Origin of the sequence: Sphaerisporangium dianthi (assembly GCF_042654065.1) — a bacterium.
Lineage (GTDB): Bacteria > Actinomycetota > Actinomycetes > Streptosporangiales > Streptosporangiaceae > Sphaerisporangium > Sphaerisporangium dianthi.
The window spans coordinates 117,168-130,228 of the sequence record NZ_JBHSFP010000006.1 but is presented as its reverse complement, the minus strand read 5'-3'; the positions used below and the strand labels follow the sequence as shown (position 1 = coordinate 130,228).

The following is a 13,061-nucleotide window of genomic DNA, read 5'->3' as shown; positions in this document are numbered from 1 at the left end:
CTATGGGCTATTCGCGCTCGAATCGGAAGCCGACCCCACGGACCGTGGTGATGTAGCGCGGCTTGGCGGCGTCGTCCCCCAGCTTGCGCCGCAGCCATGAGATGTGCATGTCGAGAGTCTTCGTCGAACCCCACCAGTTGGTGTCCCACACCTCGCGCATGATCTGCTCGCGCGTGACGACCTTGCCGGCGTCGCGCACGAGCACGCGAAGGAGGTCGAACTCCTTGGTGGTGAGATGCAGCTCCTTGTCTCCCATCCAGGCACGGCGCGAGTCGGCGTCGATGCGCACGCCCTGGACCACGGGGGTCTCGGACGTGCCGCGCCGCAGGAGCGCCCGCACCCGGGCGAGCAGTTCGGCAAGCCTGAACGGCTTGGTCACGTAGTCATCGGCACCGGCGTCGAGCCCGACCACGGTGTCGACCTCGTCGACGCGTGCGGTCAGGATGAGCACGGGCGTGCCGTGCCCTTCGGCGCGGATGCGGCGGGCGACCTCCAGGCCGTCCATTTCAGGTAGGCCCAGGTCGAGCACAATGAGGTCGACGCCCCCGGACAGAGCCCTTTCCAGGGCCTGCGGGCCATCGGGACTCACCTCCACCTGGTAGCCCTCTCGGCGCAGCGCGCGCGCCAGGGGCTCGGAGATCGAGGTGTCATCCTCGGCGAGAAGTACGCAGGTCATAAAGCGATCGTAGGACCTTAGGCGATCGTTTCCCGGGTGCAGCGCGCGGTTTGACTCGTCGTTGACCCACCAATTGACCTGGGCAAAGACTCAGAAACTCGGACGACCCCACCCGCATTACCTCCTACCCCGATCGCCTCAGGAGTACGCTCGCGAAGCGGCGCGAGAACGCGGAGCGGCGTGTCGCGGCTACCCATCGAAACGGGCGGAAGCGGAAACGAGCGCGCCCCCGGCCGGGCATGAACCCGGAGCCGAGGGCGCGGCGCCTCGCCGAGTCAGGAGCCGGAGCCCCCGGGCGGGTCCACGTACCGCTGGAGGTAGAGGCCCTCGCCGAGGGTCTCCAGGAGCTGCAGCTCGGTCTCCAGGTAGTCGATGTGGTGTTCCTCGTCCTTGAGGATGTCCTCGAAGATGCGGGCGGAGGTGACGTCGCCGCGCTCGCGCATGAGCTGGATGCCCGGCCGCAGCCTCCGGACGACCTCCACCTCGAGTTCGAGGTCGGCGGTCAGCTGCTCCCTGATGGTCTGCCCGATGTGCAGGGTGCCGAGCTTCTGGTAGTTCGGGAGGCCCTCCAGGAACAGGATGCGGTCGGTGAGCACCTCGGCGTGCCGCATCTCGTCGATCGACTCGGCTCTCGTGACGGCGGCGAGCTTGGTGTAGCCCCAGTGCTCCTGCAGCTTGGCGTGCAGGAAGTACTGGTTGATGGCGGTGAGCTCCGACGTCAACTGTTCATTGAGCAGAGCGATGATCTCTGTGTCCCCCTGCACGTGCTGCCTCCCATTTACGCGGTCGCGACCAGATCCTCCGATCTCTTCAGCATCGCACAGATCTTCCGCACGCATGTCGCGCAGTCGGCGCCCGCGCCCGTTGCGTCGCGGATCTGTCGCGCGCTCCTGGCCCCCGAGGCGATGCAGTCGTGCACATCGCTATCGGTCACCGCCCGGCAGATGCATACGTACATGCTGGGTACGCCCTTCACGTCAAAATAGGTTAGGCATACCTAAGGTAACCCACACAGGTAAGGGTTGCCTATGTGAGCTGTGCAACATCGACCGAGCCTTCACCCGGCCATGCCGTGCCCTCGCGCCCCGCCGACCCGGCGCGCCCTACCGACGATGCACGCGGACCTGCGTCAATGCCCCCGGCTGATCCACTCCTGAAGGTCGGGCGCCTCGGCGCCGATGCTCGTGGAATCGCCGTGCCCGGTGTGCACGACCGTCTCGGGCGGCAGTGTGAGCAGCCGGTCGCGGATGCTGCCGATGATCGTGTCGAAGGACGAGTAGGAGCGTCCGGTCGCCCCCGGCCCGCCGGAGAACAGGGTGTCCCCGGTGAACACCGCGCCGAGCTCGGGAGCGTACAGGCACACCGCGCCCGGGGCGTGCCCGGGAGTGTGCAGCACGTGCAGCGCGGCCCCCGCGACCTCGATCACGTCGCCGTCCTTGAGCGGCTCGTACTCGCGCTCGGCGCCGTAGACCATCTCCCACAGCACGGCGTCCGCCGGATGCAGCATGATCGGCGCGCCGGTCGCGTCCGCCAGCGCCCCCGCCGCGTTGATGTGGTCGTTGTGCGCGTGGGTGCACACGATGGCCTTGAGCCGCCGGCCGCCGACCGCCTGCCGGATGGCCTCCGCGTCGTGCGCGGCGTCGATCACGACGACCTCGTGGTCGTCGCCGACCAGCCACACATTGTTGTCGACGTCCCAGCTGCCGCCGTCCAGCGTGAACGTCCCCGACGTGACGATCTTCCCGATGGTCATCGCGGGCCCTCCCCTCGTGTCACGGCCCGCCGCGCCGGAACGCGCGCCGGGGTCACAGGACCACCACCGAACGGAGCACCTCGCCGCGTTGCATCTTGGCGAAGGCGTCCTCGACCTGGTCCAGTTCGATCGTCTCGGACACGAACCCGTCGAGGTTCAGCCGCCCCTGCAGGTAGAGGTCGATGAGCATGGGGAAGTCGCGGCTCGGCAGGCAGTCGCCGTACCAGGAGGACTTCAGCGCCCCGCCCCGGCCGAAGACGTCCAGCAGCGGCAGCTCCAGCATCATGTCCGGCGTCGGCACGCCGACCAGCACGACGGTGCCGGCCAGGTCGCGCGCGTAGAAGGCCTGCTTGTAGGTCTCGGGGCGGCCGACGGCCTCGATCACCACGTCGGCCCCGTGCCCGCCGGTCAGCTCGCGGATCGCCTCGACGGCGTCGGTGGTCGAGGAGTTGACGACGTGCGTCGCGCCGAACCGGCCGGCCAGGTCGAGCTTGCGGTCGTCCACGTCCACCGCGATGATCCGCGCCGCCCCCGCGAGCGACGACCCGAGGATGGCCGCGTCGCCCACGCCGCCGCAGCCGATGACGGCCACCGAGTCGCCGCGCGAGACGCCGCCGGTGTTGATCGCCGCGCCCAGGCCGGCCATCACGCCGCAGCCGAGCAGGCCCGCCACCGCCGGCCGGGCGTCGGGGTCGACCTTGGTGCACTGCCCGGCGGCGACCAGGGTCTTGGCGGCGAACGCGCCGATGCCGAGGGCGGGGCTGAGCGGCGTGCCGTCGGCGAGGGTCATCTTCTGGGCGGCGTTGTGGGTGGCGAAGCAGTACCAGGGACGGCCCCGCAGGCAGGCCCGGCAGTTGCCGCAGACGGCCCGCCAGTTGAGGATCACGTAGTCACCGGGGGCGACGCCGGTCACGCCGGGGCCGACGGCCTCCACCACTCCGGCGGCCTCGTGACCGAGCAGGAACGGGAACTCGTCGTTGATGCCGCCCTCGCGATAGTGCAGGTCGGTGTGGCACACTCCGCACGCCTGCACGTTGACGACCGCCTCGCCCGGGCCGGGGTCGGGGACGATGACGGTCTGCAGGGTCACGGCTTCGCCCTTGCCACTGGCGATCACGCCCTGGACTTCGTACGGCATGGTGCGTCTCTCCCTCTATCGGCCTGCACAACGTATATCGGCACGCCCTGGCGTTGACAACGCTGACGGTAGCGCCCGCCTCAGGACCGGCGGAGCACGTACGGCTGGATCATGCCGAGGCCGCGGGCGGGCCTGCGGCGGATGCGCTGGGCCAGCAGGCCGGGGGCGCCCTCGACGCCTTCGGCGAGGCCGGGGTCCACCAGCACGGTGCACGGCCGGGCGATCGCGGTGAGCCGGGCGGCGAGGTTGACCGTGGTGCCGAACACGTCGCCCATGACCGGCAGGACGGGCCCGTACGACAGCCCGACCCGCACCTCCCTGCCGTCCTCGAGGAGCACGTCCACAAGGTCGAGGGCGATGCGCGCCGCCGTCTCGGCCGTCGGGGCGGTGAACAGCACCTCGTCTCCGAGGGTCTTGACCAGCCGGGCGCCGTGACCGGCGACCACGTCGGAGGCCCTGGCCTCGAAGTTCTCCACCAGCTCGGCCAGGCCCTGCTCGTCCAGCTCGCGCGACACCTGGGTGAACGACACCAGGTCGGCGAACCCGACGGCCAGGCTGGGCCGTCCCGGCGCGGTCTCGGCGCCGACGTCGGCCGTCGCGAGCAGACGGGCGCCGGCGGCGGCGAGCTGGGCGCGCCACACGTGCACGAGGAGCCGCTCGAAGTCGGGCAGCAGCCGCCGCGTCACCTCCATGACGCCCGCCAGGTCTTCGTCGCCCGGCGGCTCCGACAGGTCGAGCAGCGCGCCGATCATGATCTCGGACTGCCACTGCGCGAGCCTCGCGGTGGTCTGGCCCAGCGCGCGGGCCATCCGCACGACGGTCTCCTCGTCGATCATCTCGCCGCCGAGCATGCCCGCCACGCGGCCCAGGGCCTCCACGTCGGCGTCGGTGAAGGCGCGGGCGTCGTCGGCCGGGGTGGCGAAGCCGAGCGCCCGCCAGATGCGGCGGGCCAGCTCGGGCGGGACGCCCGCGAGCTCCGCCACATCGCCCTGGGTATGGCGAGGCGCCGAGCCCACGAACAGCTGCTCGATCTCTTCGGCCGTGGGACGGCGCACGGTGTCGGTCTCACGCACCTTCAGGAGGTTACGCCACCTTCGGGGCATGTCTCACCGGCCGTCGATGTCCCCGTCGGATGCGTCCTCCACCAGCCGGAACAGCTCTGACCGGACGGCCTGGATCTTGGGGATGTCCCTGAGGTTGATCTCCCCCTTGTCGGAGGCCGACTCGACCACGAGCGTGCCGCAGCCGAGCATCCGCTCGACGAAGCTCTGGTCGGAGCTCACGCTGTTGACCTTGGTGAGCGGGATGTCGTCGTCGGACTTGCTGAGGATGCCGGTGCTGATGTTGAACCGGTGCGTGGTCAGCGTGTACGACGTCGTCTTCCACCGCAGGTACGGGATGAAGGACCACAGCGTCAGCGCGACGACCGAGACGACGGCCACCGCGATCCACGCGAAGCCCGCGTACTCGTAGTCGGTGGGGATGAACAGCAAGGCCGCGCTGGAGGCGGCGATGACCAGCAGAAGCGCGACGAACGGCAGCACCAGGCGCTTCCAGTGCGGGTGGAAGGAGTGGACGACCCGCTCCCCCGTCGTCAGATGATGTTCAGGGAGACCCATGGGGCAAATCGTGGCACGCCCACCGGCCCCACGTCTCCCTACGGTGAAGTCGGCGCGGCGAGGAGCGTCAGGGCTGGGCGGGGCGGACGTGGATCACGTCGCCCGCGCTGAGCGCGTGGCCGGCGCCGCCGGCGTCGACGACCAGCTGCCCGGAGACGTCCACGCCGGTGGCGACCCCCCGCAGCACGCGGTCGCCGGGCAGCTCGACCCTGACCTCTTTGCCGATGGTGGCGCTCGCCGCGATGTAGGCGGCGCGCAGCCCGCTGGCGTCGGCGTCGCCGCCCGCCGCCACCCAGTCGCGGTAGTGCGTCTCGACCTCTCGCAGCACGCCCCTGATCAGCGGGTCGCGGTCGGCGCACTCGGCCTCCTCGATGGCCAGCGAGGTGGCGGTGGGGACGGGCAGCTCCGCCGGCCGCAGCGAGACGTTGAGGCCCATGCCGACGACGACGGCGCCCTCCACCCGCTCGGCGAGGATGCCCGCGAGCTTGCGCTCGCCGATGAGCAGGTCGTTCGGCCACTTCAGCCGGACGTCCACGTTCGCGAGGCGGCGCACGGCCGAGGCGGCGGCCAGCGCCACCAGCAGCGTCAGCCAGCCCTGCCTGGCCGCCGGGACGGCGGGGCGCAGCAGCATGGAGAAGGTCAGGCTGGAGCGCGCGGGAGCCGTCCACACCCGGCCGAGGCGCCCGCGCCCGCTGTCCTGCAGCTCGGCGATGAGCACCGCCCCCTCGCCGGCCCCCTCGCGCGCGGCCCGCGCCAGGTCGGCGTTGGTTGAGCCGGTGCGGCCGACGACGGCGAGCCGCGTCCAAAGGCTCCCCGGACGGACGACGGCCCTGTTCAGCGCGGCCTCGGACAGAGGCGGCCGCTCCAGATCGGTGTACGGCGAATCGAGCACCCCTCCATCCTCCTCCCTGCCGCACGGTCATGCTCCACCGCCCACGGGACGACCGGCCCGCAGTGGGTAAGGCGTCATCACGGGCGCGGACCGGCCCCGCCCGGCGGGGGCCGTGCCGCGGGTGGCCCCCGGTTCGTCAGATCGGGGGAAAAGATGATGCTATGAGCAGGCCGCGCGAACGGCCGGCAACAGGGACGAGAAACGGGTGAACGTCCGGTGAGCAAGCGTCTGGACCCTCGGAACTGGGCGAGCTGGAAGCCCTTCGGCATCGGCGAGCGCAAGCCCAACAACTATCTGGAACTGTGGAAGGCGTTCCGGTCCGTCAAGGGCCGCCGGCGCTACGCCTGGCGCATCCTCACCCAGGGCACCTGCGACGGCTGCGCCCTGGGCACCCGCGGGATGCGCGACTGGACCATGGACGAGATCCACCTGTGCAACATCCGGCTGCGCCTGCTCAAGCTGAACACCATGCCGCCGCTGGACCCGGCGCCGCTGGCCGACGTCTCGGCGCTGGCGGCGATGCGCAGCGCCGAGCTGCGCGACCTCGGCCGCCTGCCCTACCCGATGCTGCGCCGCAAGGGCGAGCCCGGCTTCACCCGCGTGAGCTGGGACGAGGCGCTCGACCTTGCCGCCTCCCACCTGCACGCCGGCGCGCGGGCCGGCGCCTACCTCACCAGCCGGGGCGTGCCGAACGAGAACTACTTCGCCGCCCAGAAGGCCGTGCGGGCGCTCGGCACCAACTCCATCGACAACGCCGCGCGCATCTGCCACTCGCCCTCGACGGTGGCGCTGAAGCAGACCATCGGCGCCGCCGCGACCACCTGTTCCTACACCGACTGGATCGGCTCCGACCTCATCGTCTTCATCGGCTCCAACCCCTCCAACAACCAGCCGGTCGCCATGAAGTACCTGTACCACGCCAAGAAGGCCGGCACCCGCGTCGTGATGGTCAACTCCTACCGCGAGCCCGGCATGCAGCGCTACTGGGTGCCGTCCAACGCCGAGTCCGCGGTGTTCGGCACCAAGATCACCGACGACTTCTTCGGGGTGAACGTCGGCGGCGACATCGGCTTCCTCAACGGCGTGCTCAAGCACCTCGTCGAGAACGACTGGCTGGACAAGGCGTTCATCGACGCGCACACCGCCGGCTTCGAGGACGCCCGGCGGGCGGTGGCCGCCCAGTCGTGGGAGTCGCTGGAGGCGCTCAGCGGCGCGACGCGGGAGCAGATGTACGAGCTGGCCAAGCTGCTCGGCGAGGCGAAGTCGGCGGTGCTGGTGTGGTCGATGGGCATCACCCAGCACTCCTACGGCGAGGAGAACGTCCGCTCCATCGTCAACCTGGCCCTGGCCAGAGGGTTCGTCGGGCGCGACCACTGCGGCCTGATGCCGATCCGCGGGCACAGCGGCGTCCAGGGCGGCGCCGAGATGGGCGCCTACGCCACCGGCCTGCCCGGCGGCCTGCCGATCACCCCGGAGAACGCCGGCAGGTTCACCGAGCGGTGGGGCTTCGAGGTGCCGGCCACACCGGGGCTCACCGTGACCGACATGATCGACGCGGCCCACGCGGGCGAGCTGGACGTCCTGATCTCCTCCGGCGGCAACTTCCTGGAGGTGCTGCCCGACCCCGCCTACTGCCGCGAGGCGCTCGCCCGCCTCCCGCTGCGCGTGCACATCGACATCGTGCTGTCCAGCCAGATGCTCGCCGAGGCGCAGGGCGACGTGCTGCTGCTGCCGGCGCAGACGCGGTACGAGATGGCGGGCGGGGTGACCGAGACCTCGACCGAGCGCCGCGTCATCTTCTCCCCCGAGGTCGAGGGGCCGCGCGCCGGCGAGGCCTGGCCCGAGTGGAAGATCTTCACCGAGCTCGCGGCCCGCGCCCGGCCCGAGCTGGCGGACAAGATCCGCTATCCGGGCGGCACGCCGCAGATCCGCCGGGAGATCGAGGACGCCGTGCCGTTCTACGCCGGCATCGCCGCGCTGGCCGCGTTCGGGGACAACGTGCAGTACGGCGGGCGGCATCTGTGCCCCGGCGGCCGGTTCCCCACCGCCGACGGCCTCGGGCGCTTCTCGTCGGTCGCCCTCCCCGAGCTGGAGCGCCCCGACGGCTCGTTCATGGTGGCCACGCGGCGCGGCAAGCAGTTCAACAGCATGGTCCACGAGCGCCGCGACGGCTTCAACGGCGCCACCCGCGAGGCCGTCCTGATCAGCCCGTACGACGCCGACCGGCTCGGCCTTCCCGACGGCGCCGAGATCGAGCTGCGCGGCGCGGCCGGACGGTTCACCGGCCGCGTGCTGCGCGCGCCGCTGACGCCCGGCAACCTGCAGATCCACTGGCCGGAGGGCAACGTGCTGCTGGACGCCGCCCGCCGCTCCCCCGACGCCCGCATCCCCGACTACAACGCCGTGGTCACGCTGCGGAGGACCGCACCATGACCACCGGCGAGCTGCCGGAGCGGCGCTTCACCGAGGTCATGGGGCGCGTGCGCCCGGGGCCGACGAGCAGGGTGCGGGTGCGCGAGGTGTCCGGCGCGGCCGTGCGAGACCGGCGCGACGACCTGGCGACCGAGGAGCCGCTGGAGATCCGCGTCGCCGCGGGCGGGGACACCCGCACCCTGGCGATCACCATGCGGACGCCGGGGGCCGACTTCGAGCTCGCGGCCGGCTTCCTGTCCGGCGAGGGCATCGCGCGAGCGGAGGACATCGCCTCGATCGCCTACTGCACCGACGAGGACCTTCCGCCGGAGACCCGCTACAACACCGTCACCGTCCACCTGCGGGGCCGGAGCCTGCCCGAGCTGCCGGCCATGGACCGGCATTTCATGACATCGAGTGCCTGTGGCGTCTGCGGCACCGCCAGCCTCGACGCCCTCCACACCCGTCACGCCGCCCTGACAGAAGCCGCCCCTCGCGGCGCGGACGACCACTGCGTCCAAGGCGCCCTGCCCGGGCGGGCGCTGCCGCCGGTCCCCGCCGACGTCCTCTACGGGCTGCCCGGACGGCTGCGCGAGGCCCAGGGCATCTTCGGCAAGACCGGCGGCCTGCACGCCGCCGGCCTGTTCACGGCCGACGGGTCGCTGCTCGCCGTGCGCGAGGACGTCGGCCGGCACAACGCCGTGGACAAGTTGGTCGGCTGGGCGCTGATGTCCGGGCGCCTGCCGCTCGAGGCGAACCTCCTGCTCGTCAGCGGCAGGACGAGCTACGAGATCATGCAGAAGGCCCTGGCCGCCGGCCTTCCCATGGTGTGCGGCGTGTCGGCGCCCTCATCGCTGGCCGTCGACCTGGCCAGGGACTTCGGCATGACCCTCGTCGGCTTCCTCCGCGGCGAACGCTTCAACATCTACGCCGCCCCTGAACGCGTGGCCACCGAACAGCCGTGACTTGGCCACACCACGGATCAGCCAAAGGTGTAGCACGACAGGACACAGCGAGCTACATTGGAGACATGAAGACCATCACGCAGCGGGAGTTCCGCAATAACTCCGCAGCCGTCATGGACGCCGTGGAGGCGGGCGAGATCTACCACATCACCCGTAACGGCGTCGAGGTCGCCGAACTGCGCCCCGTGGCCCGCAGAAGACGCCTGACCGCGGAGGAGCTGGTCGCTCGCCACCGTCGGCTGCCCCATGTGGATCATGCGCGCATGCGCCAGGACGCCGACGAATTCTTCGGCACGGAGGACCGGGTTGGCGACGATGACAGCCGTGGGACGAACGATCATGCCGGTTCGTGACGAGTCGGGAGTACTGGACACTTGTGCCTATATCGATCTAGGTCTGATCGATCCGGCACAATTGCCCGTACTTCCTGAGATCACCGCGATCACTCTCGCCGAACTCCACCAAGGGGTGGCGATGGCCAAGGACGGCGCTACCAGAGCCGCGCGCATGGAGAGGCTCGGCGCCGCCGTCACCGACTTCACCCCATTGCCTTTCGACGGGGACGCCGCCGCCCGGTACGGGACGCTGGTGGCCCTCACCATCGCCGCCGATCGAGACCCTCGCCCCCGCAGGCTGGACCTCATGATCGCGGCGGTGGCATCCGCCCAGGGCCTGCCGCTTTACACGCGCAACGGCGCCGATTTCAAGGGCCTTGAAAACGTGCTGACCGTCGTGTGCGTGTGACCTGTGCGCCTGGGCAGTCCCTGCGCACTTCGAGCCGGACGGCGGAGACGGGTCAGCCCGTGTTCTGGAGGCCGGCGGCGACGCCGTTGACGCTGAGCAGGAGGAGGGTCTCCAGGCGGTCGCGCTCGCCTTCCGAGAGGGGGTCCTCCGCTCGGAGGGCGGTGAGAGCGCGCAGCTGAAGGTGGGACAGGGCGTCCACGTAGGGGTCGCGCAGCTGGACGGCGCGAGAGAGCACCCGCCTGCTCTCCAGGAGCCTGGAGTGGCCGGTGACGGCGAGCACGAGCTTGCGGGTGAGGTCGTACTCGGCCAGCACCTGGTCGGCGAAGTCCTGCCGGCCGCCGAGCGCCAGGTAGCGGGCGGCGATCTGCCGGTCGGTCTTGGCCAGCGACATCTCGGCGTTGTCCATGAGCGAGGCGAACAGCGGCCACTCGCCGTAGGCCCGGCGCAGCTCGTCGAGCCCCGGACCGGGTTCGAGCGCCTCGGGCGCGGCGGATCCGGCCTCGGAGGCGGCGGGGGCGGTGGCGGCGAGGAGGCCGCTGCCGAGGCCGTACCAGCCGGGGAGGTTGACGCGGGTCTGCGCCCAGGCGAACACCCACGGGATCGCGCGCAGGTCGTCCAGTGACCGGGGGGCGCCGAGGCCGCGCCGGGCGGGACGGGAGCCGAGGCGCAGTGAACCGATCTCCTCCAGCGGGCTGACCAGACCGAACCACTCGGGGAACCCGGGAGCCTCGGTCAGCGCGCGGTACGCGCGTTCGGAGGCGGAGGCGACCCGCTCGGCCAGCAGCCGATAGCGCGCGGCGGCCTCGGCCGTGCGCGACTCGACCGAGGCCGTGGAGGCGAGCAGCACGGCGTTGGTCACCTGCTCGATGTGCCGCAGGGCGATCGCCGGGTGGCCGTACCTGGCGAAGATCACCTCGCCCTGCTCGGTGACCTTGAACCGGCCCGCGACCGAGCCGGGCGCCTGGGCCAGGACGGCCCGGTTGGCCGGGCCGCCGCCACGGCCGAGGGCGCCGCCACGGCCGTGGAACAGCGTCAGCCGCACATCGTTGGCCTTGGCCCACGCGGCGAGCTCGGCCTGCGCGTCGTACAGCTTGAGCGTCGCGGCGGCCGGGCCGAGCTCCTTGGCGGAGTCGGAGTAGCCGAGCATGACCTCAAGGCGGCGGCCGTTGGACTCCAGCCGCTTGCGCACGGCGGGCAGGCGCAGCATGCCCGTGAGCACGTCGGCCGAGTTGGCCAGGTCTTCCCCGGACTCGAAGAGCGGCACGACGTCGATCGTCGGGGCGCGGCTGCCCAGCGCGTGCTCGGCGAGCTCGTAGACGGCGGCGATGTCGTCCGCCGACCGGGTGAACGACACGACGTACCGCGGGCAGGCCTCGACCCCGAAGCGCTCCTGGATCCAGGCGATCATGCGCAGGGTGGCCAGGACCTCTTCGGTGCGCTCGGAGGTGGCGCCGTCCCGAACCTCCCGCAGGGCCGCGGCGTGCACCTGGGAGTGCTGGCGGACCTCCAGCTCGGCCAGGTGGAACCCGAAGGTCTCGACCTGCCAGATCAGATGCTGGACCTCGCCGTACGCCTGGCGCGTGGCGCCCGCCTCCACCAGGGAGGACTGGCACAGGCGCAGGTCTTTGAGCAGGTCGGCGGGCGAGCGGTAGGCCAGGTCGAGATCGCGGCGGCGGGTGGCGGCGATCTTGGCGGCCACGAAGAGCAGCCACTGGCGGTGCGCCTCGTGAGGTGAGCGCTTGGCCAGCTCGGCGACCAGCTCGGGGTGGTCGTCCGCCGCCGCCGTCAGCGCCTCGCGCAGTTCCTTGCTGGGCGGGCTGTCGTCGTTCCAGACGGTGAGGGTGCGGCCGATGCGGGTGGTGGCGTTCTCAAGGGCGGTCAGCACGTGCTCGGCCTGGATGAGCACGGCCTCCCTGGTCACCCGGGCGGTCACGTTCGGGTTGCCGTCGCGGTCGCCGCCGATCCAGCTGCCGTAGCGGATGAACGCCTTGGCCAGCGGCTCGCGCCGGCCGGTGCCCTCGGCGAGCGCGGCGTCCAGCGAGCGGTAGATGCGCGGGACGGTGCGGAACAGGGTCTCGTCGAACGCCGCCATCGCCGTGCGGACCTCGTCGAGCGGGTCGAGCTTGGTGTGCCGGAGCTGGGCCGTGCGCCACAGCAGGTCGATCTCCTCCAGCAGGCGGCGGTGCGCCTCGTCCCGTTCGTGGGCGCCCCGGTCGGGCCCGTTGTACTCGGCGAGCTGGGCGCTGATGCGCTGGATCGCGGTGGCCACCGCGCGGCGGCGCGCCTCGGTGGGGTGCGCGGTGAGCACCGGCCGGAACGAAAGGTCGGCGATCAGCCGCGCGAGCCCGTCGTCGCCGAGGTCGTGCTTCAGCTCGCCGACCGCCTGGGCGAGCGACTCGGGCAGCGTCGCCTCGCCGGTGTCCCTGGAGCGCAGGATGCGGATGCGGTAGTGCTCCTCGGCCAGGTTGACCAGGTGGAAGTAGCACGTGAACGCGCGGGCGATCTGCACGCTCCTGTCGATGGGCCACTCCGCGACCATGGCGGCCACGTCGTCGATGGACCGCTCGCGCCTGCGGGCGGCGATCACCGCTTTGCGCAGGCGCTCGACGTCCGCCAGGAGGTCGGGCCCGCCGTCCTCGGCGATGACGCGGCCCAGCAGTTCGCCCAGCATGCGCACGTCGGCGCGCAGCTCGTCGGGCATCTCTGACACGGCGCTGTGCCGTTCGACAGGAGAACGCTCTGCCTGCTGTGATGCGATGGCGGCCATACCACGAAGGGTATCCAGTGACCGTGGCACGCTGAGCACCAGTCTCATCCATTGGACTAGACCACTGGTTGCCGGCCGGTTGACCGCGGTCGACC

Annotated in this window: 13 protein-coding genes; 4 read left to right on the top strand and 9 right to left on the bottom strand. The window is 71.4% G+C overall.

The window, feature by feature from the left end; translation table 11 throughout:
- Positions 1–7: 7 nt before the first annotated feature.
- From ACFO60_RS11980 to ACFO60_RS11945, 8 genes are all read right to left on the bottom strand, one after another.
- Complete coding sequence (locus tag ACFO60_RS11980; protein ID WP_030451323.1) at positions 8–676, bottom strand: response regulator transcription factor; 669 nt, start codon at positions 674–676, stop codon at positions 8–10.
- Between the two features lie 275 nt (positions 677–951).
- On the bottom strand, positions 952–1,440 hold the full coding sequence (bfr, locus tag ACFO60_RS11975; RefSeq protein ID WP_380840102.1) for a bacterioferritin: 489 nt from the start codon (positions 1,438–1,440) through the stop codon (positions 952–954).
- 14 nt (positions 1,441–1,454) lie between these two features.
- Positions 1,455–1,634: a (2Fe-2S)-binding protein gene (locus tag ACFO60_RS11970; protein WP_380840306.1), complete on the bottom strand. Its 180-nt coding sequence runs from the start codon at positions 1,632–1,634 to the stop codon at positions 1,455–1,457.
- Between the two features lie 171 nt (positions 1,635–1,805).
- A complete protein-coding gene (locus ACFO60_RS11965) occupies positions 1,806–2,429 on the bottom strand; it encodes an MBL fold metallo-hydrolase (protein WP_380840100.1) in 624 nt (207 codons plus the stop codon).
- Positions 2,430–2,481: 52 nt separating this feature from the next.
- Positions 2,482–3,567 carry an S-(hydroxymethyl)mycothiol dehydrogenase gene (locus ACFO60_RS11960; protein WP_380840098.1) on the bottom strand — a complete coding sequence of 362 codons (1,086 nt, stop codon included), beginning with the start codon at positions 3,565–3,567 and terminating at the stop codon, positions 2,482–2,484.
- An 80-nt stretch (positions 3,568–3,647) separates the two neighbouring features.
- Entirely contained in the window at positions 3,648–4,640 is a 993-nt protein-coding gene (locus ACFO60_RS11955; RefSeq protein WP_380840097.1) for an adenylate/guanylate cyclase domain-containing protein, read from the bottom strand.
- Between the two features lie 33 nt (positions 4,641–4,673).
- Positions 4,674–5,186, bottom strand: coding sequence for a PH domain-containing protein (locus tag ACFO60_RS11950; protein WP_380840096.1), 513 nt, complete (start codon positions 5,184–5,186; stop codon positions 4,674–4,676).
- A 67-nt stretch (positions 5,187–5,253) separates the two neighbouring features.
- On the bottom strand, positions 5,254–6,078 hold the full coding sequence (locus ACFO60_RS11945; RefSeq protein ID WP_380840095.1) for a biotin--[acetyl-CoA-carboxylase] ligase: 825 nt from the start codon (positions 6,076–6,078) through the stop codon (positions 5,254–5,256).
- Between the two features lie 216 nt (positions 6,079–6,294).
- Between ACFO60_RS11945 and ACFO60_RS11940 the strand changes: the two genes are divergently transcribed.
- The 4 genes from ACFO60_RS11940 to ACFO60_RS11925 all read left to right on the top strand — a co-directional run bounded on the left by ACFO60_RS11940 (position 6,295) and on the right by ACFO60_RS11925 (position 10,199).
- A complete protein-coding gene (locus ACFO60_RS11940) occupies positions 6,295–8,511 on the top strand; it encodes an FdhF/YdeP family oxidoreductase (protein ID WP_380840094.1) in 2,217 nt (738 codons plus the stop codon).
- Positions 8,512–8,549: 38 nt separating this feature from the next.
- On the top strand, positions 8,550–9,455 hold the full coding sequence (gene fdhD, locus ACFO60_RS11935) for a formate dehydrogenase accessory sulfurtransferase FdhD (protein ID WP_380840305.1): 906 nt from the start codon (positions 8,550–8,552) through the stop codon (positions 9,453–9,455).
- Positions 9,456–9,520: 65 nt separating this feature from the next.
- Positions 9,521–9,808, top strand: a complete 288-nt coding sequence (locus ACFO60_RS11930) for a type II toxin-antitoxin system Phd/YefM family antitoxin (RefSeq protein ID WP_380840092.1) — start codon at positions 9,521–9,523, stop codon at positions 9,806–9,808.
- Entirely contained in the window at positions 9,780–10,199 is a 420-nt protein-coding gene (locus tag ACFO60_RS11925) for a type II toxin-antitoxin system VapC family toxin (RefSeq protein ID WP_380840091.1), read from the top strand. Before ACFO60_RS11930 ends, ACFO60_RS11925 begins: the two co-directional genes overlap by 29 nt.
- A 52-nt stretch (positions 10,200–10,251) precedes the next feature.
- Here the strand turns inward: ACFO60_RS11925 and ACFO60_RS11920 are convergent, their stop codons facing one another.
- Positions 10,252–12,966 carry a phosphoenolpyruvate carboxylase gene (locus ACFO60_RS11920; RefSeq protein ID WP_380840090.1) on the bottom strand — a complete coding sequence of 905 codons (2,715 nt, stop codon included), beginning with the start codon at positions 12,964–12,966 and terminating at the stop codon, positions 10,252–10,254.
- Positions 12,967–13,061: the final 95 nt, after the last annotated feature.